Source organism: Chryseobacterium endalhagicum (genome assembly GCF_016745235.1).
Taxonomy (GTDB): Bacteria; Bacteroidota; Bacteroidia; order Flavobacteriales; family Weeksellaceae; genus Chryseobacterium; species Chryseobacterium endalhagicum.
Window position 1 is genome coordinate 704401 of the sequence record NZ_JAELVM010000003.1, and the last position, 24219, is coordinate 728619.

The 24219-nt window shown below is 39.1% G+C and carries 22 protein-coding genes; 11 read left to right on the forward strand and 11 right to left on the reverse strand.

Annotated features, from left to right (window positions below; translation table 11 throughout):
• The first annotated feature begins 22 nt into the window (after positions 1 to 22).
• Entirely contained in the window at positions 23 to 2149 is a 2127-nt protein-coding gene (locus tag JET18_RS18715; protein ID WP_202093624.1) for a S9 family peptidase, read from the forward strand.
• Positions 2150 to 2266: 117 nt separating this feature from the next.
• Entirely contained in the window at positions 2267 to 3028 is a 762-nt protein-coding gene (gene tpiA / locus JET18_RS18720; protein WP_202093626.1) for a triose-phosphate isomerase, read from the forward strand.
• A 147-nt stretch (positions 3029 to 3175) separates the two neighbouring features.
• On the opposite strand, the gene JET18_RS18725 is transcribed toward tpiA, so the two are convergent.
• From JET18_RS18725 to dnaG, 3 genes are all read right to left on the reverse strand, one after another.
• Positions 3176 to 4438 carry an esterase-like activity of phytase family protein gene (locus JET18_RS18725; protein ID WP_202093628.1) on the reverse strand — a complete coding sequence of 421 codons (1263 nt, stop codon included), beginning with the start codon at positions 4436 to 4438 and terminating at the stop codon, positions 3176 to 3178.
• 171 nt (positions 4439 to 4609) lie between these two features.
• The gene (gene clpP / locus JET18_RS18730; RefSeq protein WP_202093631.1) at positions 4610 to 5302 is read right to left on the reverse strand and encodes an ATP-dependent Clp endopeptidase proteolytic subunit ClpP; all 693 of its coding nucleotides are present in this window, start codon (positions 5300 to 5302) and stop codon (positions 4610 to 4612) included.
• A 122-nt stretch (positions 5303 to 5424) separates the two neighbouring features.
• Positions 5425 to 7407 (reverse strand): DNA primase, encoded by a 1983-nt coding sequence (dnaG, locus tag JET18_RS18735; protein ID WP_202093633.1) that lies wholly within the window; start codon positions 7405 to 7407, stop codon positions 5425 to 5427.
• 263 nt (positions 7408 to 7670) lie between these two features.
• On the opposite strand from dnaG, the gene tsaE reads away from it, so the two are divergent.
• The 7 genes from tsaE to JET18_RS18770 all read left to right on the forward strand — a co-directional run bounded on the left by tsaE (position 7671) and on the right by JET18_RS18770 (position 14387).
• Positions 7671 to 8078, forward strand: coding sequence for a tRNA (adenosine(37)-N6)-threonylcarbamoyltransferase complex ATPase subunit type 1 TsaE (gene tsaE, locus JET18_RS18740; protein ID WP_202093637.1), 408 nt, complete (start codon positions 7671 to 7673; stop codon positions 8076 to 8078).
• 69 nt (positions 8079 to 8147) lie between these two features.
• Positions 8148 to 9341 (forward strand): alanine dehydrogenase, encoded by a 1194-nt coding sequence (locus JET18_RS18745; protein ID WP_202093639.1) that lies wholly within the window; start codon positions 8148 to 8150, stop codon positions 9339 to 9341.
• A complete protein-coding gene (locus JET18_RS18750) occupies positions 9341 to 9712 on the forward strand; it encodes a hypothetical protein (RefSeq protein WP_202093641.1) in 372 nt (123 codons plus the stop codon). The genes JET18_RS18745 and JET18_RS18750 overlap by 1 nt, the downstream gene beginning before the upstream one ends.
• A 185-nt stretch (positions 9713 to 9897) precedes the next feature.
• Entirely contained in the window at positions 9898 to 10668 is a 771-nt protein-coding gene (locus tag JET18_RS18755) for a histidine kinase (protein WP_202093643.1), read from the forward strand.
• Entirely contained in the window at positions 10646 to 11356 is a 711-nt protein-coding gene (locus JET18_RS18760) for a LytR/AlgR family response regulator transcription factor (RefSeq protein WP_202093644.1), read from the forward strand. Before JET18_RS18755 ends, JET18_RS18760 begins: the two co-directional genes overlap by 23 nt.
• Before the next feature lie 108 nt (positions 11357 to 11464).
• Positions 11465 to 11854, forward strand: coding sequence for a hypothetical protein (locus tag JET18_RS18765; protein WP_202093645.1), 390 nt, complete (start codon positions 11465 to 11467; stop codon positions 11852 to 11854).
• Positions 11855 to 12098: 244 nt separating this feature from the next.
• Complete coding sequence (locus JET18_RS18770) at positions 12099 to 14387, forward strand: cation:proton antiporter (protein WP_228728593.1); 2289 nt, start codon at positions 12099 to 12101, stop codon at positions 14385 to 14387.
• Positions 14388 to 14515: 128 nt separating this feature from the next.
• On the opposite strand, the gene JET18_RS18775 is transcribed toward JET18_RS18770, so the two are convergent.
• Complete coding sequence (locus JET18_RS18775) at positions 14516 to 15175, reverse strand: hypothetical protein (protein WP_228728594.1); 660 nt, start codon at positions 15173 to 15175, stop codon at positions 14516 to 14518.
• Positions 15176 to 15531: 356 nt separating this feature from the next.
• On the opposite strand from JET18_RS18775, the gene JET18_RS18780 reads away from it, so the two are divergent.
• Positions 15532 to 16011, forward strand: coding sequence for a hypothetical protein (locus JET18_RS18780; RefSeq protein WP_202093646.1), 480 nt, complete (start codon positions 15532 to 15534; stop codon positions 16009 to 16011).
• A 209-nt stretch (positions 16012 to 16220) separates the two neighbouring features.
• Positions 16221 to 17063, forward strand: coding sequence for a prephenate dehydrogenase (locus JET18_RS18785; RefSeq protein WP_202093647.1), 843 nt, complete (start codon positions 16221 to 16223; stop codon positions 17061 to 17063).
• A gap of 121 nt (positions 17064 to 17184) precedes the next feature.
• Here JET18_RS18785 and JET18_RS18790 read toward each other — a convergent pair whose 3' ends face one another.
• From JET18_RS18790 to JET18_RS18820, 7 genes are all read right to left on the reverse strand, one after another.
• Positions 17185 to 18603, reverse strand: a complete 1419-nt coding sequence (locus JET18_RS18790; protein WP_202093650.1) for an L-serine ammonia-lyase — start codon at positions 18601 to 18603, stop codon at positions 17185 to 17187.
• 98 nt (positions 18604 to 18701) lie between these two features.
• Positions 18702 to 20048 carry an ammonium transporter gene (locus JET18_RS18795; RefSeq protein WP_202093652.1) on the reverse strand — a complete coding sequence of 449 codons (1347 nt, stop codon included), beginning with the start codon at positions 20046 to 20048 and terminating at the stop codon, positions 18702 to 18704.
• A 109-nt stretch (positions 20049 to 20157) separates the two neighbouring features.
• Positions 20158 to 20799: an alpha/beta hydrolase gene (locus JET18_RS18800; RefSeq protein WP_202093654.1), complete on the reverse strand. Its 642-nt coding sequence runs from the start codon at positions 20797 to 20799 to the stop codon at positions 20158 to 20160.
• A 269-nt stretch (positions 20800 to 21068) separates the two neighbouring features.
• A complete protein-coding gene (locus tag JET18_RS18805) occupies positions 21069 to 21698 on the reverse strand; it encodes a YceI family protein (protein ID WP_202093655.1) in 630 nt (209 codons plus the stop codon).
• A 78-nt stretch (positions 21699 to 21776) separates the two neighbouring features.
• Positions 21777 to 22343: a YceI family protein gene (locus tag JET18_RS18810; protein ID WP_202093656.1), complete on the reverse strand. Its 567-nt coding sequence runs from the start codon at positions 22341 to 22343 to the stop codon at positions 21777 to 21779.
• 147 nt (positions 22344 to 22490) lie between these two features.
• Positions 22491 to 23540 carry a glucokinase gene (locus JET18_RS18815; protein ID WP_202093657.1) on the reverse strand — a complete coding sequence of 350 codons (1050 nt, stop codon included), beginning with the start codon at positions 23538 to 23540 and terminating at the stop codon, positions 22491 to 22493.
• A gap of 114 nt (positions 23541 to 23654) precedes the next feature.
• Positions 23655 to 24218: a hypothetical protein gene (locus JET18_RS18820; protein ID WP_202093658.1), complete on the reverse strand. Its 564-nt coding sequence runs from the start codon at positions 24216 to 24218 to the stop codon at positions 23655 to 23657.
• Position 24219: the final 1 nt, after the last annotated feature.

Genomic DNA, 24219 nt, shown 5'->3' on the forward strand with positions numbered 1-24219 from the left:
CGCCAAAAAGACAAAATATATTATGAAAAAATTTTATCTAGGAATTTTAATCATGAGCGCATCTACAGTACAATCTCAGAAATTCCCTGCCCTTAAGGCTCCTATTGCCGAAAAGCAGGAACACATCCGCGAAATTCACGGAGATAAAGTGAATGATCCTTATTACTGGATGATTGATTATTTTAAGAAAGGAAAAGATTCTACGAAAGTCGTTGATTACCTGAAAGCCGAAAACACCTATTGGGAAGGCATGATGAAGGATACGGAACCTTTCAGGGAAGAGCTTTTCAAGGAGATGAAGGCCAGAATCAAGGAAAAGGATGAATCTGTCCCTGTTTTTAAGAAAGGATATTATTATTACAGCCGTACGGAAGCGGGAAAACAATATTTTAAGTACTGCAGAAAAAAGGGCAGTCTTACAGCTCCTGAGGAAATTCTTCTTGATATAGATAAAATGGCGGAAGGACATTCTTATTATTCTGCTTCAGGTTTCAGCATCAGCCCTGATAATACCCAAATGATCTATGGTGTGGATGATGTTTCGAGAAGACAATACAAACTGTTTTTGAAGGATCTGAGTACAGGAAAAATTACCGATCTGAATATTAAAAACACCGGAGGTTTTGCAGAATGGGGAAATGACAACAAAACCATTTTCTATACGGAGAACAATCCTGTAACGCTTTTATCTGAAAAAATCAAGAGACATACTTTAGGAACGGATCCTGCGAAGGATGTCACCGTTTATGAGGAAAAAGACAAAACGAATTATATTTCGGTGTATAAATCCAAAAATGAGAAATTCATTTTTATTTATTCCAAAGCTACTACTTCCTCTGAAACCAAATATCTGAATGCCGATCAGCCCAACGGAGAATTCAAGGTTTTTCAGCCAAGGATGAAAAACGTGCTGTATACGGTGACTCCCTTGGAAGACAGATTCCTGATCAGAACGAATAAGGATGCCTTAAACTTCAAGGTTGTTGAAACTCCTTTGGATAAAACAAGTATTGATAACTGGAAGGATTTTATTCCGCACAGAAGTGATGTGCTGATGCAGAGTATCAGTGCTTTTAAAAATTACCTTGTTTTTGGAGAAAGACAAAACGGACTTTCCCAGCTGGTGATTTATGACAGAAAAACCGGTAAGAAGGAATTTCTGAAATTTGATGAGCCTGCCTATACTGTTTATTCATCAGATAATCCGGAGTACAATACGGACAATTTCCGTTTTGGCTATACTTCACTGGTAACACCGAGTTCCCAGTTTGAGCAGGATTTAAAAACCGGAAAAAGAACTTTATTAAAGCAGCAGGAGGTTTTAGGCGGTTATGATAAAAACAATTATGTCACGGAAAGACTTTTTGCAACAGCCAAAGACGGAACGAAAATTCCTATCTCTATTGTTTATAAAAAAGGATATAAAAAAGATGGAAACAGCCCGCTTCTGCTCTATGCTTACGGATCTTACGGAAGCTCAATGGATGCTACTTTCAGCAGTACAAGATTAAGCTTATTGAACAGAGGTTTTGCCTTTGCCATCGCGCATATCCGTGGCGGTCAGGAAATGGGAAGACAGTGGTATGAAGACGGGAAAATGATGAAAAAGAAGAATACTTTCGCTGATTTCATTGATTCAGGAGAATATCTGGTTAAAGAAAAATATACCTCGCCGAAACATCTTTATGCTCAGGGCGGAAGCGCCGGAGGTCTTCTGATGGGAGCGGTTGTAAATATGAGCCCGAATTTATGGAATGGGGTGATCTCACAGGTTCCTTTCGTAGATGTGATCAATACGATGCTCGATGAAAGTATTCCATTAACGACTAATGAATATGACGAATGGGGCAATCCGAATAATAAGGAAGCTTATTTCTACATGAAATCCTATTCGCCTTACGAAAATATAGAAAAGAAAAAATATCCTAACATCTTAGTAACTACAGGACTTCACGATTCTCAGGTACAGTATTTTGAGCCAGCGAAATGGGTTTCCAAGTTAAGAGATATGAAAACAGACAAAAACGTTCTGCTTTTAAAAACGGATATGGAATATGGCCATGGCGGTGCTTCCGGAAGATTTGATTATCTGAAGGATACGGCTTTGGTGTATGCTTTTATGTTTAAACTGGAGGGAATTAGTAAATAAGCATCACGCAGATTTTGCGAATTTTGCAGATTTTATTGTTTTGAAAATAATTATCTGAACCCTAAAATCTGCGAGAAATAAAATAATAAAAATAAATTTTACATAATTAGGAAGACTATGAGAAGAAAAATAGTTGCAGGAAACTGGAAAATGAATAAAAATGTCATTGACGCACAACAGTTGATGATTCAATTACTGAGCTATAAAAACAATAACACCACCAACTGCGAAGTATGGATTGCACCGCCTTCTTTATACTTAATGATGGCCAAAGACATCTTTGAAAAAGATGAGATCGGTGTATTTTCTCAGGATATGAGTGAGCATGAAAGCGGTGCTTACACGGGTGAGCTATCTGCTGATATGCTTGAATCCATTGATGCTACAGGTTCTTTGATCGGGCACTCTGAAAGAAGACAGTACCATGGTGAAACTGATTCCCACTGCAACAGAAAGATCAAATTAGCTCTTGATAAAGGACTTATTCCCGTTTATTGCAATGGAGAAACTCTTGAGCAGAGAAAAGCAGGGCAGCATTTCGAAGTGGTAAAAAATCAGACTGAAGTGGCTCTTTTCACGCTTTCGGCTGAAGAAATTAAGAAAGTAGTAATTGCTTACGAACCGGTTTGGGCTATTGGTACAGGTGAAACGGCAACTCCGGAGCAGGCTCAGGAGATTCATGCACATATCAGAAGCATCATTGCTGCAAAATACGGACAGGAAGTTGCTGACGAGGTTTCTATCCTTTACGGAGGTTCTGTGAAGCCAGATAATGCTAAGGAAATTTTCTCTCAGCCTGATATCGACGGTGGATTGATCGGAGGGGCAGCTTTAAAACTGGAAGATTTCTCAAAAATTATTGAGGGATTCAACGCGTAGGTTTTGGCTAAAGCCAATGGAATTTCTATTTTATTAAATTAAATGGGCTAAAGCCCATTCCTATTGAATATTTAATCATATAGTCAAAACATATAGTCAAGAACGGCGGCCTCTTCGAGGCCGCCGTTTCTTCTTTAAAAAATCTAATTATTGAATATCGACTACATACATTGTTCCTTTATCCTGCTTACCTGTTTTCGGCAGCACTTTCGTTTTTGGGTTTCCGTTGCCATCGTCTGCAACACCAAAGTCGTCATCATTGAAAACCGCCAGCTTATTATTTCCCAGATACACGATGCCTTCAAATTTATCATGGTCATAGCCTAATTTAGCTACCAAATCTACAGCCAGTGTTTTTGTAACAGGTTTTATTCCTGCTGTATTGATTTCGTCCCAGGTATTTTGTTCAAGGGATTTCCCGTTGACTTTCATTCCGTCCACAGCCGTTAAATCCGTTCCTGAAATATCGGAAGCTCCTGAAAGATTGATTCTGTACACTTTTTTAAGTCCGCCTGAAGAGCCGAAATTTCCGTCTCTTTCGATCACCAGAAACTCCGTATTGCTGATTGGGGTAATATCACAGACAGAATCTGAAGCTCCGCCGTCCTGTTTGTATAGGTATTGTTTCGTCTGTCCGGTTGCCAGATCGAAAGTGATAATTCTCGTTAAAGTCGTGTTCGTGGCCAAAGCTTTTGTAGGAACATACATGGTCGACTGCATTGTACCTACAAGCATTTTCCCGTCCGGGGTCATGCACATTCCTTCCATTCCGCGGTTGGGTCTTCTTTTGGAAAACACAGCAGGTAGCTTTCTTGTTCCGGTGTTCACACCAATCGGGCTGATTCTCTCCAGCTCTACTCCATCCGCGCTGTAATGAACAATATGAGGACCATATTCATCAGAAACCCAAAAGGTTCCATCTGTAGCAGCCACAACACTTTCACTGTCCAGACCATACTTATCCGTTCCAAGAATACTTCCGTCCGCAGCATAGGCGGTTTCGCCCGTACTGCCCATTCCTACAGGATTTGGAAGTCCTGTAATAGGCTGCCCGGAAGGATTTTTGAGTTTAATATATTTAATAACTTCAATATTCCCATCTGCATTGATTTTGAAATGCATAATCGTTGGCGTAAAGTTCGGAACCAGGATTTTGATTCCGTTCTGGTAAGCTACATTGGGACCACGGTCGGTAATTACATAGAATTCCCCTTTCTGGGTCGGGTGTGCGGCAGCTCCGGAACCGAATCCGCCGTTAATAACATTAACTCCATTTAAAGTCATTAAGGTAGAAAAAGGAAATTCCTGAGGAAGCTTGGTATAATTGATGTTCTGGTTACTCACATTATCGTCATCTTTACATGACATGATGGCCGTGAATAGGATCGCTGACAGCAGCAGTTTTTTCATAGTTACTTTTATGCCGCGAAAATATAGATTGATTATAAACTGATCTTAAATTTAATAATAAATATATTTTAACAATGTAAGACGTTCTGGTTAAAAGGCTGGAAGTTACTCTTGTGATAAAACAAAAAAAACGCACCGAAACCAGTGCGTTTTTCATTATTCCCAAAGGAATTATTTTTTTTCTTTATCTGTAGATCTCTGTAAAACTTCGTCTACCATTCCGTAGCCTTTTGCTTCTTCAGAAGTCATCCAGTAGTCTCTGTCTGATGATTTCTCTACCCACTCGTAAGTCTGTCCTGAGTGGTGACCGATGATCTCATACAATTCCTGCTTCAGTTTAAGCATTTCTCTCAAGTTGATCTCCATATCTGAAGCTACTCCCTGAGCACCTCCTGAAGGCTGGTGGATCATTACTCTTGAATGCTTAAGTGCTGAACGTTTTCCTTTTTCACCTGCAACCAGTAGAACAGCTCCCATAGAAGCGGCCATTCCTGTACAGATCGTAGCTACGTCCGGCTTAATGATCTGCATCGTGTCATAGATCCCTAAACCTGCATAAACGCTTCCACCCGGAGAGTTGATGTAGATCTGAATATCTTTTGACGGATCTGCACTTTCTAAGAATAAAAGCTGAGCCGTTACGATATTGGCAACCTGATCGTCAATTCCTGTTCCCAGGAAGATAATTCTGTCCATCATCAGACGTGAAAATACGTCCATCTGAGCAACGTTTAATCTTCTTTCTTCCATGATGTACGGCGTAAGGTTTGTTGGGCCGTACATTCCCATATACTGATCGGTAACCAGACCGCTATTTCCTAAATGTTTTACAGAGAAATCTCTGAAGTCTTTTTTAATGTCCATATTTCTATTATGTATTATTAAATATTTTTTTCGAAGTTTAAATTACAACTTTTATTCCTAAAATTTTATAGGACTTTTTGTCACAGAATATCCCGCTGATTCTTAAAATACAGGACGTCGGTCTATCTTCTTCTGTCCACATAGATTCCTTTGATAGGAGAATATTCTATAATATCACTTAATCTCATGGAAGCCTGTTTCAGCAGGGTGATCTTTTTAATCAGTTCATAATACTTTCCTTCATCCTTACCGCTGTACTCGTCGAGCTGCTTTGCGGTTTCCTTGATCAGATAATCAATATACCTGTATTTATGCAGCAAAACATCACCCTGTACCTGTTCTGCTATTTTGTCGCCGTAGTTGGGAGGATAAATATTTCTGGAACCCCAGTTTTCCAGTTCGTCCGGAGGCATCAGTGCATCTACGACCTTGGAAGTAATTTCTTCATCCATAAATGACACAAAGAAGTTCCCGCTCCTCAGCTCATCCTTTTGTATTCCCTCTTTTACCTGATCAATGATGATTTCATTTCCTTTGACCAGAAAGCTGTACTGTTCTTCTTCAAAATGCAGCAGAATCTCTTCTATAACCGTGATCTGGTATTCTTCGTTTTTTTCATTGGTCCTTTTCAGAACAATATCGCCAAACATCAGCATATGATCTACCAGCTTGCTTTCCATAAACAGAACATCATACAGATAAGGATCTTCTTTTTCCTCATTTAAAGGAACAATTTCCAGTTTTGGCTGAACTTTTTCCTTCTGCTGCTGGGCATGCTGGTTCTGGTTTTGGGTGATCTGCTTCTGAACATCTAGCTCGTTGAAAAGACTCTGCTCCGACAATCCGAATTTATTGGAAACCTGCTTCAGATATACTTCTCTTTTCAAAGCATTCTGAACGAACCCAACAGATTTTACAATATCCCTGATCGCTTCTGCCTTTTTGATCGGGTCATTTCCGACTTCCTTTAAAAGAATTTCGGCTTTAAAATCGATAAAATCCATCGCTTCATTTTCGATGAATTTTTCTACATATTCCTGCGAATGTTTCCGGGAAAAAGAATCCGGGTCATCACCATCGGGAAACAGAAGAACACGGATGTTCATTCCTTCGGTCAAAAGCATGTCGATACTTCTGAAACTCGCTTTGATACCGGCATTATCCCCGTCAAAAAGAATGGTTACATTTTCTGTAAGCCTTTTGATCAGCTTAATCTGCTCCGTGGTCAGAGAGGTTCCTGAGCTCGCCACAACATTCTCGATTCCGGACATATGAAGCGCAATAACGTCCATATACCCTTCCACAAGAAGACATATATTCTTTCTGGAAATTGCCTGCTTGCTCTGATTTAAGCCATAAAGCACATTGGATTTATGGTAAATCTCAGTCTCCGGCGAGTTTAAATATTTAGCCGTTTTTACATTATTCCTTAAAATTCTGGCACCAAAACCTAAAACCCTCCCCGAAAAACTATGAATCGGGAAAATAACCCTTTCCCGGAAACGGTCGATCCCGGAAGGTGTATTTTCAGGAAATATGGAAAGTCCGGATTTTTCAAGGATTTCTTTGGTATATCCTTTTTCCTCAGCATACAGTGTAAAAGCATTTTTCTTTTCCGGAGAATACCCAAGCTGGAATTTTTTAATGATATCATCTTTCAGCTCACGTTCCCTGAAATAGGCCAGACCAATGCTTTTTCCTTCTTCCGAATCCCAGAGAATCTCCTGGTAATAAGAATTGGCCACTTCATGAATTTTATACAGCTGGTCTTTTTCTGTCTGTGCATGTTTGGCTTCTTCGGAAAACTCACGCTGATCTTCTTCAATTTCAATTCCGTATTTTTTTGCAGCATGGCGAAGGGCCTCAGGATACGTGAAATTCTCGATTTCCATTAGAAAAGAAATGGCAGTCCCTCCTTTTCCTGTGGAGAAATCTTTCCAGATCTGCTTGCTTGGCGAAACTACAAAACTTGGTGATTTTTCCTCATGGAAGGGACTGAGTCCTTTGAAATTAGACCCTGCCCTTTTCAGCTGAACGTACTCTCCCACTATTTCTTCTACCCGTATCGTTGAGAAAATTTTATCTATGGTCTGCTTGGAAATCATAGTGTAAAAATAAGGAAATTTTTAGAGTTGGAAGAGTTTGAGGGTTGGAGAGTTTTAGAGTGAAAGCGTCTTTTGAGTTTATTAGCCTTAGAAACATAAATATTTTTTACGATTAAGAAACAAAAAAAACATATTTCCCGCCCCCTCGTCACTCTGTTACACTCCCACCCCCACACCCTCAAACTCTCAAACTCTCCCACACTCCCACATTCAAACTCCCCTACACTCAAACTAAATTCCTTATTTTTGCACAAATTACTTGTATGCAGTTTACGATCAATACGCTTGAAGACTGGCAGGAAGTTGTCGATAAGATTATTCCTGACTTAAAACATAATATTCTTCTTTTAAAAGGAAACCTGGGAGCAGGTAAAACAACCTTCACTCAATTTCTGCTTAAAAATCTGGGCAGTCAGGATGAAGTGAACTCTCCTACTTACTCTATTGTCAATGAATATACTACACCGAAAGGAAAAATTTATCATTTTGACCTTTACCGTTTAAAAAACATTGAAGAAGTGTATGACATCGGTATTGAAGAATACCTGGACAATGCTTTTTTATGCATCATAGAATGGCCGGAAGTGTATGAAGAAGAGCTCTACGGGCTTAAGTACCACACAATGAGTATCGTGAATACCGGTGATGAAAGAGACATCTCATTCGAGTAAATATTATGTATCTTTGCTTCCTGATTCAATTGTAAAATAACAACCTGTAAGACCTAATTTAATTAAAGAATGAGTACTACAAATATTTTTACTCCTTTTACCGAAGAAGAATTGATGCCGAAGGAAGAAAAGTTGGAGGTTATAAAGAAAGGAAAACAATTCAGTATTGGAATTCCTAAAGAAACCTGTCTTAATGAAAGGAGAACATGCATCACTCCGGACGCGGTACAGGTCCTGGTAGAACACGGTCATGAGCTTATTATAGAAGCCGGTGCCGGGGAAGGTTCTTTTTTTACAGATCTGCAGTATTCCGAATCCGGGGCTAAGATCACCAATGATCCCAAAGAAGCATTCGGGCAGGATCTTATTTTAAAGGTGAATCCGCCTACAGAAGAGGAAATTGAATACATGAAGCCTAATACGTACCTCGTTTCAGCGCTACAGATCAACCTCAGAGATAAGGATTACTTCTTAAAGCTGGCAGAGAGAAAAATCAATGCCATCGCATTTGAATTTATTGTAGACGAATATAAGCAGCTTGCTCTGGTAAGACTGGTGGGCGAGATTGCAGGAACCGTTTCTATATTATATGCATCAGAACTTCTGGCTTTGTCGAACGGCTTAATGCTGGGCGGTATTACAGGGGTAAGACCTGCAGAAGTTGTTATTTTAGGGGCAGGAATCGTAGGAGAATTTGCTACGAAGGCAGCCATCGGACTTGGAGCCAGCGTAAGGGTTTTTGACAATTCACTTTCCAAGCTGAGAAGGCTTCATACGCTTGTAGACAGCCGGGTTCCGACTTCCATTATTGATCCTAAAGAATTAAGCAAAGCGTTAAGACGTGCCGACGTAGTGATCGGAGCTCTTCCGAGATTAAATATGACCCCGATCGTTACCGAAGAAATGGTTGCGAAAATGAAGAAAGGCAGCGTCATCATCGATATTACCATAGACAATGGCAAGGTGATCGAAACTTCTGAACTTACCACCATGGATAATCCATACGTCATCAAGCACGGTGTCATCCACTGCGGACTTCCGAACCTTACGTCCAGAATGCCGAGAACGACTACAAAAGCAATTTCCAATTTCTTCCTTTCCTATATTCTGAATTACGATGAAGAAGGCGGTTTTGAAAATATGCTGATCCGCAAAAACGAAATGAAGCAGAGCCTGTACATGTACAAAGGAAGACACACCAAAAAGGTGATCTGCGACCGTTTCGGACTTACTTACCATGATATCAATCTTTTAATTTTCTAATGAAAAAACTTAAATTCTTTTTAATAGGTCTTATTCCCGGGCTGATACTTGTATTTTTTATTTTAAACAAAAAAGGCGCGAGCTGCAGCGGATATCTTCCGAACAGTCGTGTAATAGCTGAAACCCTGTCTAAAGAATTCAAATATTCTGAAGACTTCAAAAACGGAATGAGTACTTATCAATTAGATGAAAAATTTATAAAGGACAGCATCATCACCAATGGAAAAGTAGATTTCGACAAAAGCCACGCGCAGAAGAAACCTTGCCCTGATTATGTAATCATCTATCCGGAAAAAAATCCTGTGTATGAAATTACGTTTGAAAAATGTGAGGAAACCGTGATGTTGAATGCTCTGAAGAAATTGAAATAGGGTTTAGAATAGTAAGAAATTAAGGAACTTAGAGATTCAGCTGAAAATTATTAAGAGTTTGGCTCCGTCAAATATCTTTGATTTTTATCTTAATAAATCTTAATCACTTAAATATTCTTAATGGTTTAAAAAAATTAAGTTTAAAAATACATTTTAAACATTAAAAACTACCAAAAACTATTTTTATGGAAGGCAATTACTACATGATCCACGATTATCTGATATTCATTGGAGTTTTTGCTATTTTCTTTCTTCTTACCGTCGGTATTTACCTGTTCAGCCAAAACACCAGGCTCAAACAAAAAAATACCCGGCTTTCTGAAACGAACAAGATCATCGAGCAGAAACTGAATGAAGTACAGCTGGAACACATCGGTACAAAGCTGAATCCTCATCTGTTTAAAAACATCCTGAATTCCGTACAGTCGCATGCCTACCAGACCTATATGTCGCTGGATAAACTGGCGAATGTCCTGGATTACATCTTATACGAAAGCAACAATAAATTTGTAAGCCCGAAGGAGGAACTGAATTTTGCATTAAGCCTTATCGAGATCAATAAAATAAAGATCAATCCCCTTTTTGACTTCAGGATCAAATCCAGAATCAACAAATCTGATGCGGTATATGAAGAAAAGGTTTTTGCCCCGCTGATTTCCGTTGACCTTATTGAGAATGCCTTTAAACATACAGATTTTCTGGCTCAGGATTCCTTTATTTCCATCAGTTTAGAGCTTGAAAACAGTATTTTCATCATGAAAGTCAGCAACAAAGCTTCCTTGAAGAACGTCCTTGAAAAGGAAAACAGCGGTTTCGGAAGCCAGTCTCTGGATCAGCGGCTTAAAATGATTTACAACAATCATTATCAGCTTGAAAAAAACTCAAAAAACGGTATCTTCACCGCAGAATTAAAAATCAATTTAGGCGAATTCTATGATAAAATGCGTTATTCTTGATGATGAATTACTGGCGATCAGCTACTTAAAACTTCTCTGCGAGCAGATCGAAAATGTAGAAGTGGTAAAGGCATTCAACGATCCTAAAATCTTCCTGAACGAAATAGACAATATCGACTGCAATCTGTGTATTCTGGATATTGAAATGCCGGGTATGACCGGACTTCAGGTCGCCGAGCTTATTTCCGGCTCCAAAAAAATTATTTTTACTACGGCTTACAAAGAATATGCAGCAGAAGCTTTTGATCTGAATGTGGTGGATTATGTCCGGAAACCCATCAAAAAGGAAAGACTTATCCAAGCCTTTGAAAAAGCTAAAGAATTGGTAGATACTCCTCATAAAAAGGATTTGATTGAATGGAATACCAACATCGGCAGAACCGTTATTTTTACCGAACAGATCGCCTATATTAAGACCTCTGAAATCGACAGCCGCGATAAGGACATTATCCTGAATGACGGAACCACAATTGTTCTTAAAAACCTTAATTTTAAAAATCTTCTTGAAATGCTTCCCTCAAAAGATTTTGCACAGGTAAATAAAAAAGAGATCATCGCTCTTTCTTCCATCAAAGTATTTTCTACCAACGAAATCATTACCACCATTCAAACAGAAGGAGATCATTTCCTTAAGCTCCAGATCGGGGAAGCTTACAAACATTCATTAATGGAGCTGTTCGGAAAGTAGATCTTTCAAACCTTTCCGGTTTTGCTGCAGAATACGGCAGTTTCATTACATCCTCCTGTTTAAGCCAGTTTCACAGTGTATTTTTGCTGCTGATTAAATGATTGTATCATGAAAAATTGTATGTATGCAGTGGGAATTCTCATATCCGGGCTTTGCTTTTCACAGGAAACCGGATCGCGGATCAAAGCTTCCTTTTTCGATGGAGTTGCCGTGGCCGGATATGTGGATCATGGGGCTTTTATCAACTTTACAGGGCCTAACGTAAGTTTTACCCATAACAGCCTCAAACTTATGGCCGGAATGCTTCCTTCGCTCAGAATTAAAGAGGACCGCTCTTCCGGAACCAAAAACAGTCCGGTTATGCCGACTCTCGGCGCTGGTCTTACCATAATTTACAAAAAGATCGCGGTTCAGATACCGGTTTATTACAATTCAAAAACGGCTTCAGAAGACGGCTCGTGGAAAGTGGGCGCAGGACTTGGCTATTCTTTCAGATAATCTGAGGCTGAAAACTGGAAGAAGGCAATGGTTCTGGTAAAATTGGATGGAGGAACTTTAAAAATTTAATAACAATGCAGCGGAGTTCTGCCTTAGAACTTCAATAACTTCCCTCTTCCAGCCTCAAGCTTCCTGACTTATTAAACGAGTTTATTACATTTTTTAGAACATTTATTACATTTTAAAAAGAATAGTATTTAACATAAACATATTCTTTGGAAATTTACACTAAAATTAACGGACTATGAATTTGGGGAAATACAAAAATATTATCTTCTATATCAGTACCATCGCATTCTTTTCATGCCTTATGTACTGGTTTTTTATTGAAGGTAAGACATTGGAAATAGGGGAAAACATTACTCCCAGCAAAGCCACAGGCGCTACGATGTGGGAAAACTTCACAGATTCTTTTCTGACGAATCTTCATCATCCTTTGGCGCTTCTTCTTGCTCAGATCGTAACCATTATTCTGGTTGCCAAACTTTTCGGATGGATCTGCGTAAAACTGAAACAGCCTTCCGTAATTGGAGAAATGATTGCAGGTATTGTTCTGGGCCCATCCCTTTTCGGACTGTATTTTCCGGAACTTTCAGCTTTTATTTTTCCTAAAGAATCTTTGCCAAACTTGCAGTTTTTAAGCCAGATCGGTCTGATTCTGTTTATGTATATCGTAGGAATGGAGCTTGATTTGAGTGTTTTGAGAAAAAAAGCTCATGATGCTGTGGTGATCAGCCATGCCAGTATTATTATACCTTTCGCACTGGGCGTTGGGCTTTCTTATCTGATTTATAAGGAATTTGCACCGGAAGGCATCCAGTTCAGTTCCTTTGCTCTCTTTATAGCCATTGCCATGAGTATCACGGCATTTCCCGTGCTGGCAAGAATTGTTCAGGAACGGAATCTTCACAAGACCAAAATAGGAACCGTAGTGATTACCTGCGCCGCGGCAGACGATATTACAGCCTGGTGTATTTTGGCGGCAGTTATAGCAGTGGTGAAAGCAGGCTCTTTTTCAGGATCCGTTTTCGTGATTTTAATGGCGATTCTGTATGTTTTCATCATGATCAAAGCCGTGAGACCATTCCTGGCCAGGATCGCTGAATCCCAGAAAGGAAAAGGCTTTATCAGCAAATCACTTGTTGCAGTATTTTTCCTGATCCTGATTATTTCGTCTTACGCTACAGAAGTTATTGGAATCCACGCACTTTTCGGGGCGTTTATGGCCGGAGCCATTATGCCTGAAAATGTAAAATTCAGAAATCTTTTTATAGAGAAAATTGAAGATGTTGCTCTGGTGCTTTTACTTCCGCTTTTCTTTGTATTTACGGGATTAAGAACACAGATCGGGCTCTTGAATGATCCTCACCTTTGGAAAATAGGCGGGTTAATCATTTTAACCGCAGTAATCGGAAAATTTGTAGGAAGTGCACTTGCCGCGAAATTCCTGAATTTAAGCTGGAAAGACAGTCTCACGATTGGTGCCTTGATGAATACCAGAGGGCTTACCGAGCTTATCGTTCTGAATATCGGGTATGATCTTGGTGTTTTAGGCCCTGAACTGTTTGCAATGCTTGTGATCATGGCATTATTTACCACGTTTATGACGGGACCATGTCTTGATCTGATCAATTATCTTTTTAAAGGTAAAAAATCAATGATAGAAGATGAAACAGAAGAGGAAAACGACTCGAAATACCGTGTCCTTCTGTCTTTTGAAACCATAAAATCGGGAAGTACCCTGCTCCATCTGGCAGACAATCTTACCCGTAAAATGAATGGAAATAAAAGTGTAACAGCCGTTCACATTGCCCCTGTAGATGAACTTCACGCGTTCGATATCAACGATTATGAAAAGGATCAGTTCAAAGATGTTATTGAAACCTCACAGGAACTTAACCTGGAAATCACGACTCTTTTTAAAGCCTCTACCGATGTTGAAAGTGATCTGGCGAGTATTACAAACAGAGGAAATTACGATCTTCTGCTGATCATGCTTGGAAAATCAATGTATGAAGGAAGTTTATTGGGAAGACTGCTAGGTTTTACAACAAAAATCATTAATCCTGAAAAATTATTAAATACGGTAAAAGGAAAAGGAAATATTTTCAACAATTCTCCTTTTGACGATATTACGCTTCAGCTTTTGGATAAAGCCACAATCCCGGTGGGAGTTCTGGTTGACAAGAAATTCCAGTCCGCGGATAAGGTGTTTGTTCCTATCTTTAATTTAAGCGATTTTTACCTGCTTGAATATGCAAAAAGGCTCATCAATAATAACAATTCCCAGATTATTATTTTAGATGTGGCAGGACAGATCCGCAGCAATATTGAGGTGAAAGAACTTATCCGAAGTATTGAGCAGGTAGCCCCGAATCACATCACACTATACAACGAAAAGAAGATTGAGAAAGAATTTCTTGATGCCCAGGACCTGATGCTGATCAGTGCCAAAAGCTGGAAAAACCTGCTCGATACAAAAAGTCTCTGGCTGTCTGACATTCCATCGACTTTAATTATCTCTAATCCTTAAATAATGTAACAATGTAACAGTATAACAGTTTACCAATAACGTACTCGGTTCATTAGTTTTTGACATTGTTACATTGTTACATTGTTACATTGTTACATTGTTACATTGTTACATTGTTACATTAAACATTATTTCTCTTTTGACAGTTTCAACAGCTTGTTAAAAAGCTCAGTGATTCTCTTTTCCTCCTCCATCATATAATCACCGCTGAAAGGGGCGCCGCAATCCAGACTATTGAGTACGTGAACCAGTTTTCCTTTTTCAAAATAGTTCCGGTTTTCTTCTATTTCTGATTTTTCGAAGTCAAAAGCTTCGGTATCATTATTTTCTTTCATGGCTTTGGCATCATAAAACAAAGGCCGGTTGTATTTATACATCTTTTCAAAAACAAAAGATAGCTGGCCGTTAAGCAGATAATACTCCGTAAGCGTCTGCCCCATTTCTCCGTAAAGCCTTACATTAATTTTTTCAAGCCGGTCTTTCTGCCTGTAAAATACGGCCTCACCGCCTTCTGCCGACTCTCCTTCTACGTCTCTTTTTGTGATGGAGCTCCATCTGGTAATGGAATTGATTCTTTTAAAATTTCGGCGGATAGGTTTCAGTCTGTCTGTTAAAAATTCATTGACAGCAATGTCTTCCTGGTTAAAGGATTCTTTGATCTTGATGGTATCCGATTGTAATGCACTGACAGTAACAGATTTCTTCACAATCTGAAAGTCAATAGCTGCATGAACTCTATTGAAAGCTGCTGCTGAAATGAGTAAGGTGTAAAAAAGGATGGTTTTCATGGCTTTTGTGTTTGGGTTGGGCTGTTTTGCAAATCTAGCAATTCTTTACCTACATAATCATCTGATGAAATGTATTTTATCTACGGAAAATTTCTGTTTGTTGTTGTTTTTAACCACAGATGACGCGGATTTGCACAGATGTTTGCGTTTCAGGTGTTTGGATAAGAAAAAACATGCTTAAAAGTATAGTGAATCTGCTTAATCCGTAAAATCTGCGTGAATAAATCCGGGCTCAAAGAATATCAATTATAATGGCTTAAAAATAATGATCATTCTATTATTAATGCACGTTTTCTCAACAATCAGAGTTATAAAAAATCATATCTTTGCTGACCAAAAAATTTAAAATCACACTCATGAAAAAAATAAGCTTCTTGTGTATCAGTCTACTAATTTTTACAGCCTGTAAAAACGATTCAAAAACAACAACTGAAACCTTAACGGCTGAAAAAGATACCGCTGAAGCAAAAGCAATTGCTGTGGAAAATAAAACGGCTTCTGAAAAGAAGGAAATCCCCGCATTAAAAAAATGCACCGAGAAACAGATAGAATACGAAACGGAACAGGAATGCATCTTTAGCAATGCCCATATTGCTGATGTCTACAAAACGACAATACAAGATCAAGAAATAGAAAAATCAGAGCTGTTGCTGACGGAGCTTCCCAAAGAAAATATCACTAAAGAAATCAATCAGGATGGCCTTATTTCCATCAGTTATACGGTGACTCCTAAAAAAACTGATATTGAATTTTCCTTTGAAGGCGGCGTAACCACTTTAAGTCTGGAACAGCAGAACAAGGACGTTAAAAGGCTCATTATACACAGCGCCGATTAAAAATGAACCCTTAAATCTGATATCTCAAATAAGAATTTAAGCCAAAATATCCTGAGTTTAAAAAATATTTTATACCTTCGCTCTGTGAATTTTAATAACGGAACATATTATTATAGAATTATTAACTCAGATCTGGGCTAGGATTCTTATGAACATAACTTAAAACCTCGTCCTGGGACGGGGTTTTTTATTTTAAAAAATTTAGAAAGATGAAAATAAGTATTATCGGTGCAGGTTTAATCGGTGGTTCAATGGCTTTAAAATTAAGAGAAAAAGGCATTGCGGATTTCATTTACGGAATTGATAACAATCAGCAGCATATCTCCAAAGCACTGGAGCTTGGTATTATTGATGCCGGTACAGATCTCGAATATGGAATTAAAAACGCTGATTTCATTATTCTTGCCATTCCGGTAGATGCCGCCCGAAAGCTTCTGCCCAGCGTGCTTGATCTTATCTCCGACAAACAGACGGTGATGGATGCAGGCTCTACCAAAGCAGGAATTGTGAATGCTGTAAAAGACCACCCGAACCGTTCAAGATTTGTGGCATTCCACCCGATGTGGGGTACAGAAAACAGCGGTCCGCAGTCTGCTGTTTCCGACAGTTTTTCCGGTAAAGCCGGAGTGATCTGCAATAAAGAAGAATCTGCCGCCGATGCCCTGCAATTAGTTGAAAAAGTTGCAGAAAATCTGGATATGCACCTGATCTACATGGATGCACAGGATCACGACATCCATACAGCCTATATATCCCATATCTCACACATTACGTCGTATGCGCTGGCCAATACCGTTTTGGAAAAAGAGCGTGAAGAGGAAACCATTTTCCAGCTTGCCAGTTCCGGTTTCTCCAGTACGGTACGTCTCGCAAAATCTCACCCGGAAATGTGGGTTCCGATCTTTAAGCAGAATAAAGAAAACGTCCTGGATGTTCTGAATGAGCATATTACCCAGCTTAGAAAATTCAAAGCTGCTCTGGAAAAAGAAAATTATGAGTACCTGGAAGAGCTTATTACCAATGCGAACAGAATCAGAGGAATTTTGAGGTAAGAAAGTAAAAGACAAAACAGCAAAAGGGCAAAAGTAATTCATTAAAATCGCTTTTGCCCTTTTGATTAAGTATTTTAGGTATTTAGGTATTTACCTGTCAGCTGACTCGCCTTTTTATTGCTTAACATTCCGGAACATTCACCGCAATGGCCAATCCACCTTCTGAAGTCTCTTTGAAACGGTCACTCATGGATAATGCAGTTTCCCACATCGTCTGGATTACTTCATCCAGCGTTACTTTTGCCTTCGTAGGATCACTTTCCAGGGCAATATTGGCAGCTGTAATCGCTTTCATGGCTCCCATTGTGTTCCTTTCGATGCATGGGATCTGCACAAGCCCTTTGATCGGGTCGCAGGTAAGTCCAAGGTGATGCTCCATGGCTATTTCCGCCGCCATCAACACCTGTCCTATGCTTCCTCCTAAAATTTCTGTAAGCCCGGCCGCAGCCATCGCTGATGAAACCCCGATTTCAGCCTGACATCCGCCCATTGCCGCAGAAATGGTAGCATTTTTCTTAAATAAAGTTCCGATCTCTCCGGCAACCAGTAAAAATCTTACAATATCATCATCGCTTACAAACTCGGTAAACGCCTGTGAATACATTAAAACGGCAGGAATTACACCGCTTGCCCCATTTGTAGGTGCTGTGATGATTCTTCCGAAACTGGCATTCTCTTCATTTACAGCAAGGGCAAAACACGCAATCCATTTATTGATATTCGTGAAATTTTCTTCTGCATCTACCACCAGCTGGAACCATTCATCCATATTTTTATAGATCTTATCGCCCAAAAGCTTTCTGTTGATTCCTGCCGCTCTTCTGGTTACATTCAGGCCTCCGGGAAGGATGCCTTCTTTGTTAACGCCTTTGTAAATACATTCTTTGATATTTCGCCAGATATTCAGGGCTTCCTGTCGGGTTTCTTCCTGGGATCTCCAGCTTTCTTCGTTGATCAGGATAAGATCTGAAAACCTTTTAAATCCAAGCTTTTCGCAATATTTTATAATATCCGAACCGTGATGACACGGGTACAGGGTTCGTACGCATTGTTTCTGGATGGAATTTTTTTCCTGGCTGGCAATAAAACCACCTCCTACAGAATAAAAATCCTGAACAAGCTCGGTTCCGTCTTCAAAAACAGCCTTAAAAATCATACCGTTGGGATGAAAATCAAGGGATTTATGCATATTTAAAACCAGATGATAGCCGTAGATAAAAGGAATTTCTTTTTCTCCACCAAGCTTAATCGTCTGATCTTGTTTTATTTTTTCTATTTTTTCATCAATTTTTGAGGTATTGATGGTTGTAAAATCTTCTCCGTTCAGCCCAAGCATTCCGGCAATATCAGTTCCATGCCCAATCCCCGTTTTTGCCAGTGAACCGAAAAATTCAAGGAAAACTTCCTTTACCTCTGCAATAGACCTTTCTCTTTTTATAATTCTGATAAATGCAGACGCTGCATTCCAGGGCCCCATCGTATGTGAGCTGGACGGGCCTATTCCTACTTTAATAATCTCAAAAACCGATATTGATTCCATAAATCACTTTTCATTTTCCACTTAAAACAAAGATACATGATAAATATTAATACTGCCAGTATGAAATCAGGTTTATGAGTGAATTAATGACCCTAAATTTACCATTTCAGGCTTTCTTCATGCTGGGAAATATCAAGCCCTTTATTTTCAGCTTCTTCGGAAACTCTGAGCGTGATCATAACGTCTGTGATTTTATATAAAAGCAGGGAACCAAAAAACGTAAAAACGGACACAAGAACCAAGGCTGCCATGTGATGGGCAAAAACTTCAATTCCTCCATGCAGAAGACTGGCATTTTCACCGTGGGCAAAAACAGCAGTCAGGATCATTCCCATAATTCCTCCTACTCCATGACAGGCAAAAACATCCAGGGTGTCATCTATTTTCTTCAATGCTTTCCAGTTAATCATCAGATTGGAAACAATAGCGGCGGCAAATCCTATAAAAAGGCTCTCCGGAATAGTGACAAAACCGCAACCGGGAGTAATGGCTACCAAACCAACCACAGCTCCGATACAAGCTCCCAATGCAGAAACACTTCTCCCGTTGATCCTGTCAAAAAATATCCAGGTCATCATTGCGGAAGCGGAAGCTATCGTCGTAGTTCCGAAAGCCATGGCTGCCGAGGCATTGGCACTTAAAGCAGATCCGGCATTGAACCCAAACCATCCGAACCACAGCATTCCCGTTCCTAAAAGAACATAAGGAATATTGGAGGGTTCATGATGTGGATTTTTTCTGTTGCCCAGCACTAAAGCACCCGCCAGCGCTGCAAAACCGGCACTCATATGCACAACTGTTCCGCCTGCAAAATCCTTTACGCCAAAATATTTATTTAAAAGTCCGTCCGGATGCCACACCATATGGCAAAGCGGTGTATAGATGAAAATACTGAAAAGGACCATAAACAGCAGATAAGAGATAAACCGTACCCGTTCGGCAAAAGATCCTGTAATAAGAGCAGGTGTAATGACGGCAAATTTCATCTGAAAAAGGGCAAACAATACGAAAGGAATGGTAGAAGCCATCATTTTGTGAGGCAGTACACCTACTCCACTGAAAAAAGGATAACTCAAAGGATTTCCGATAATTCCGTAATGCACTCCATTCACTTCAAACCCCAGAGAATCTCCGAACGAAAGTGAAAAGCCGACAACCACCCATAAGATAGAAATAACTCCAAGTGCAATAAAGCTTTGCAGCATCGTGGATATTACATTTTTCTTTCCTACCATTCCTCCGTAGAAGAATGACAGGCCGGGCGTCATAAGCAGTACAAGGCCTGCTGCTGCAAGAATCCAGGCTACATCTGCGCCTACGATTTTATCTTCACTGAGAAACTCTCCGTTGTTGGGGAAATCTACAATCGGGCTCCAGAGTAATCCCCCGAATGCAACAAGGGTAATGACCGAAAATGAAACGATCCATTTTAAACCAACTTTCATATAATTTACATTTAACCCTATCAAAATTAAATATAAATTTTATAAAAACATATTATTTTTAAAAAATACCCCTTAAAAAATTAAACAAAAATTTAAAAAAAGCTCATTTTCACACAAACACCTCCTTCAATATTTTAGAAACTTCTTTATATTTTGTAGCTGGAAAGAGATGGGTTCCCCCTTTGATCACATAATCCGGTTTTGAATATTTAATAGGAAATACAATATCCTTGTCACCCAATATCTGGATCACATTCGGGATTTCTTCAAACTTCCATTCGGACACTTTTTCCACCGACCATTTCAGGTAGTATGGATCTCTGACCCTGAAATATTGGAGAATTCTGGGATTTTTGGGATCAAACAGTTTTCTCACCACAGAATAAACGTTCGCCGCTTTATCATTAAACATGCCTGTAGGAAGTATTCGCGGAAGTTTTGTGATTTCTCCGGTTTTAATAAATTTAGATTTTTCTTTATCTGATCTGATGCTTCCCATGATCACCACTTTCTGGGCAGGTTTCAGCTGATTGATTTCCTGGACCATAATGCCGCCAAAGGAATATCCAAGCAGAGAAAACGGCTCGGAAACATCTATTTTTTCAGCCATTCTTTCCACATAGGAATGAAAGGGCTCGTTTTTCTCAGGAATGAGCCAGTCTATAAAAACCAATTCGCAGTTCTCCGGAAACTCAAGTCTTTCCAGCACTTTAAAATCTGCTCCCAGACCGCTTACTACATAAATTTTCATAGGACTAATTTAGGAAAAATAGATTAAATTCAGTGAGGTTCTGAGCTGTTAAAAAGATTAAAGGTTTTTAGAGTTTGAAGATAGACTTGATACTTTAATTGATTTTTTTTAACACAAATACCACAAATGCTTTTTCACAAATATCACCAGTATGTCAAATGTATTTAGTGTCATTCGTGAAAAAATATTTGTGAAATTAGTGTTTAATGGAGTATCAAAAAAAATGGGCAGTTGATAAACCGCCCATTATTATATTGTAGTATTTAAACTTATTTCTTTTTCTTCACAGGAACCCTGTTGTCGTTATCCAGTTTTTCTGTGGAAACTTTGAACTGAAAATCCATTTCGTCCTTGATGAAATAATCTTTTAATGAAGACTGGTAGAATACTTTAAAGTCTCTTCTGTTCAATGAGAATTTAGCTGATTCTATCACTACTGTAAACTGCGTTACATAAGCATTGGCAGGGAAAGTAATGGTTTTTCTCACGCCTTTGATGGTAATATCACCGTAGATGGTTGAATTGTACTCACTGTTTGCTAAAGGAATAATTTTAGTCAAGTGGAATTTTGCGATCGGGAATTTTTTCACTTCGAAGAAATTCGTGCTTTTCAGCTCATTGGTCAGCTTGATCTGATCTTCCTCGGAAACATCTCCCGCCATCATGCTTCTCATATCTATAATAAACTCTCCGTCTACCAGAACCGTTTTATCAAAATTGAATTTTCCACTTTTCAGTTTTACCGTCCCTGAATGTGAAGAAGCCTCAGTTTTTACAACTTTATATCCCCACCACCTGATCTCTGATGAAGTCACTTTTGACACCTTATCAAACTTCTTCTGTGCAGAAACAAATGATATGCTGGCGCACACCATAGCAAACAATAGTAATCTTTTCATTCTTTTTTATTTACAATTCAACAAAAATAAAAAAAAGTGTAGAACTTCTACACTTTTAACAATCTTTTTTTGATTAAATTATTTAGCACTTACCTTTACAAGCATTTCAATGTCATCTTTCACAAAAACATCCTGCATGGTAGACTTGTACGCTACATCAAATTTCTGTCTGTCGAAAGAGAACTTTTCAGAAACCAGGCTTACCACTCCTTTGCTGTATGAAATTTTAGCAGGGAAAGTAATCGCGCTTGTTTTTCCTTTAACAGTAAGGTTTCCTGTTACTAAAGAATTATAAATCTTATCGCTGTTTTTCTTTACAGAAGTGATTTTGAAAGAAGCAGTAGGGAATTTTTCAACTTCAAAGAAGTCACCGTTCTTAAGGTGCCCGTTCAGTTTCTGCTGATATTCTCCGGAAAGGTCAGTTGCATTGATAGACGTCATATCCAGAACAAAACTTCCTCCTACAAGGTTGTTTCCTTTCATGATCATATCTCCTGATTTTACTTTCACGGTTCCGTCGTGAGAGCTTGCTTCAGATTTTGCTACTTTATACCCCCACCAGTGTACATCAGATGCTACTACTTTCTTTGACTGTCCGAATGCAAGACCACTGGCTACAACTGCCAATAAGAATATTTTTTTCATTTTTGAATAAGTTATTTACTTGTTTAACGGTGCAAATATAGTCTACTTATTTAATAGATTTCATTGATGTATATCAATAATATTAATTATTTTTATGAATAATATCATCCCATAAAAAAACTCCGAAAAGTTTCGGAGTTTGGTATCTTAATTTTGGTAATAAGCGGTATAGAGCGCGACCCCTTTTAATGCCGTGTGGTTCTGTTTGATCAGATAAAGCGGTGTATTTTTCAACATGCCTTCCATCTTATCACTGATCTTGAACTTATCATAGAATTTTCCTTTATCGATATATTCTCTGATCGTTTGCGGAATATCTCCTGAAATCAGAAGTCCTCCGGTAGCTTTCAGTTTCAGCACAAGGTTGTTGGCTTCTCTCGCAAGGAATTCAAGGAAAGTATCCAAAGCAATTTTACAGATTAAAACATCCTCTTCCACTGCCGCCTTGTAAATTTCTTCTGCAAAGTTTCCTCCGGCAAGACGCTCAGCAAGCCATTCCGGTTCCGGATGTCTTTTTACGTCTCTTAGGAATCTGTAAATATTGAAAAGACCTGTTTTGGAAAGTACATTTTCCCAGCTCACAATCCCGTAGATATTGTTCAGGAACTGGTAAAACTCAACCTCAACATTCGTTCTCGGTGAGAATTCCGAGTGGCCTCCTTCCGTAGCAAAAGGTCTCAGATATTTTCCGTCAAAGAAATATCCGGCTTCACCCAGTCCGTTTCCGGGAGCCAGGATCGCTACATTTCCTTTTTCAAGGTGTCCGCTGGTATAGATCGGGTCAAGATCGCTGTCTTCAAGAAGTGCCATACCGTAAGCAGAAGCTTCAAGGTCATTCAGCATATCTCCTTTCTCAAATCCGAAACCTTTGGTGTATTCTTCAATATCAAGGTCCCAGCCTAATCTTGCAGGGCTGCTCTTCCCGTCAATTACCGGTCCCGGTACAGCCATGGCCAGACGCTGAACATTCTGCAGCTGGTTATCCTGAATGAATTGTTTCAATATATCAGAAAATGAAGTATAGTCTTTGGTGCTATATTCATTCTGAATTTTTATCTCAAGACCTCCGTTACTGGAAACAAAATAGCCTAAGATGGTTATATCTTCACGGAGACTTGCTCCAATGATAGTAACATTATCATTATTACTGTTCTCTACTCCTGGTAAATAAAGCGGAAATTTTGGATTCAAAATCATACCTTCAAATTTTATCAAATATAACAATAGTTTTGGTAAATCCTGCAGGGAAGGAAAAAACCTTTTCATTTTCATAAAAAGGTTTGGCTAATAATTGTTTATATATAAATCTTACTACTTCCCTAATGGAATATTGTATCCGAAACCTACTCCGATATTCCCCACATTGTAGTCCTGACCGGCGATATCGCCTTTATCTCCTACAAAAACTTTTTGGTATTGTACGAAGAAATTCCAGTCTCTGTTGTGGTATCCGATCTCCGGTTTGATGTAGAAACCTCCGTCCGGTCTGTCCACAGAACTGTTGGAAGCTACTTTATCATCTCCTACAAGGAAACCGTATCCTAAGTCAGTTCCAAAATAGAAACCAGTCTGTTTAGGATAGATTCTGATCAAAGCGCCTACAGGAACTACGCCTACATCATTGTTTTTATAACCGTTGTTATCTTTTCCGAAATAATGAGTATACCCTGTTGCAATACCCAGTCCAAAGCCGGGAGTGATCAGGTTCTGGTAAGATACATCTACCCCTGCAGCTGCGGATAAGTTATCTGCAGGAACTGCTAAACCAACATTCGCGCCTACCTTGATCATGTTATTCATCTTTGAGTTCTGTGCGCTTGCGATACCTGCTGTTAAGATTCCAGCCAGTAATATTGCTTGTTTTAACATTTTCATA

Excerpts from the sequence above, each read along its gene's own strand:
- JET18_RS18770 (WP_228728593.1), top strand. The coding sequence starts at position 12,099 with ATGAATTTGGGGAAATACAAAAATATTATCTTCTATATCAGTACCATC.
- JET18_RS18800 (WP_202093654.1), bottom strand. The coding sequence starts at position 20,799 with ATGAAAATTTATGTAGTAAGCGGTCTGGGAGCAGATTTTAAAGTGCTG.
- JET18_RS18785 (WP_202093647.1), top strand. The coding sequence starts at position 16,221 with ATGAAAATAAGTATTATCGGTGCAGGTTTAATCGGTGGTTCAATGGCT.
- dnaG (WP_202093633.1), bottom strand. The coding sequence starts at position 7,407 with ATGATTTCCAAGCAGACCATAGATAAAATTTTCTCAACGATACGGGTA.
- tsaE (WP_202093637.1), top strand. The coding sequence starts at position 7,671 with ATGCAGTTTACGATCAATACGCTTGAAGACTGGCAGGAAGTTGTCGAT.
- JET18_RS18750 (WP_202093641.1), top strand. The coding sequence starts at position 9,341 with ATGAAAAAACTTAAATTCTTTTTAATAGGTCTTATTCCCGGGCTGATA.
- JET18_RS18815 (WP_202093657.1), bottom strand. The coding sequence starts at position 23,540 with ATGATTTTGAATCCAAAATTTCCGCTTTATTTACCAGGAGTAGAGAAC.
- clpP (WP_202093631.1), bottom strand. The coding sequence starts at position 5,302 with ATGGACATTAAAAAAGACTTCAGAGATTTCTCTGTAAAACATTTAGGA.
- JET18_RS18715 (WP_202093624.1), top strand. The coding sequence starts at position 23 with ATGAAAAAATTTTATCTAGGAATTTTAATCATGAGCGCATCTACAGTA.
- JET18_RS18795 (WP_202093652.1), bottom strand. The coding sequence starts at position 20,048 with ATGAAAGTTGGTTTAAAATGGATCGTTTCATTTTCGGTCATTACCCTT.
- JET18_RS18755 (WP_202093643.1), top strand. The coding sequence starts at position 9,898 with ATGGAAGGCAATTACTACATGATCCACGATTATCTGATATTCATTGGA.
- tpiA (WP_202093626.1), top strand. The coding sequence starts at position 2,267 with ATGAGAAGAAAAATAGTTGCAGGAAACTGGAAAATGAATAAAAATGTC.
- JET18_RS18820 (WP_202093658.1), bottom strand. The coding sequence starts at position 24,218 with ATGAAAATGTTAAAACAAGCAATATTACTGGCTGGAATCTTAACAGCA.
- JET18_RS18765 (WP_202093645.1), top strand. The coding sequence starts at position 11,465 with ATGAAAAATTGTATGTATGCAGTGGGAATTCTCATATCCGGGCTTTGC.
- JET18_RS18725 (WP_202093628.1), bottom strand. The coding sequence starts at position 4,438 with ATGAAAAAACTGCTGCTGTCAGCGATCCTATTCACGGCCATCATGTCA.
- JET18_RS18810 (WP_202093656.1), bottom strand. The coding sequence starts at position 22,343 with ATGAAAAAAATATTCTTATTGGCAGTTGTAGCCAGTGGTCTTGCATTC.
- JET18_RS18790 (WP_202093650.1), bottom strand. The coding sequence starts at position 18,603 with ATGGAATCAATATCGGTTTTTGAGATTATTAAAGTAGGAATAGGCCCG.
- JET18_RS18780 (WP_202093646.1), top strand. The coding sequence starts at position 15,532 with ATGAAAAAAATAAGCTTCTTGTGTATCAGTCTACTAATTTTTACAGCC.
- JET18_RS18760 (WP_202093644.1), top strand. The coding sequence starts at position 10,646 with ATGATAAAATGCGTTATTCTTGATGATGAATTACTGGCGATCAGCTAC.
- JET18_RS18775 (WP_228728594.1), bottom strand. The coding sequence starts at position 15,175 with ATGAAAACCATCCTTTTTTACACCTTACTCATTTCAGCAGCAGCTTTC.
- JET18_RS18805 (WP_202093655.1), bottom strand. The coding sequence starts at position 21,698 with ATGAAAAGATTACTATTGTTTGCTATGGTGTGCGCCAGCATATCATTT.
- JET18_RS18745 (WP_202093639.1), top strand. The coding sequence starts at position 8,148 with ATGAGTACTACAAATATTTTTACTCCTTTTACCGAAGAAGAATTGATG.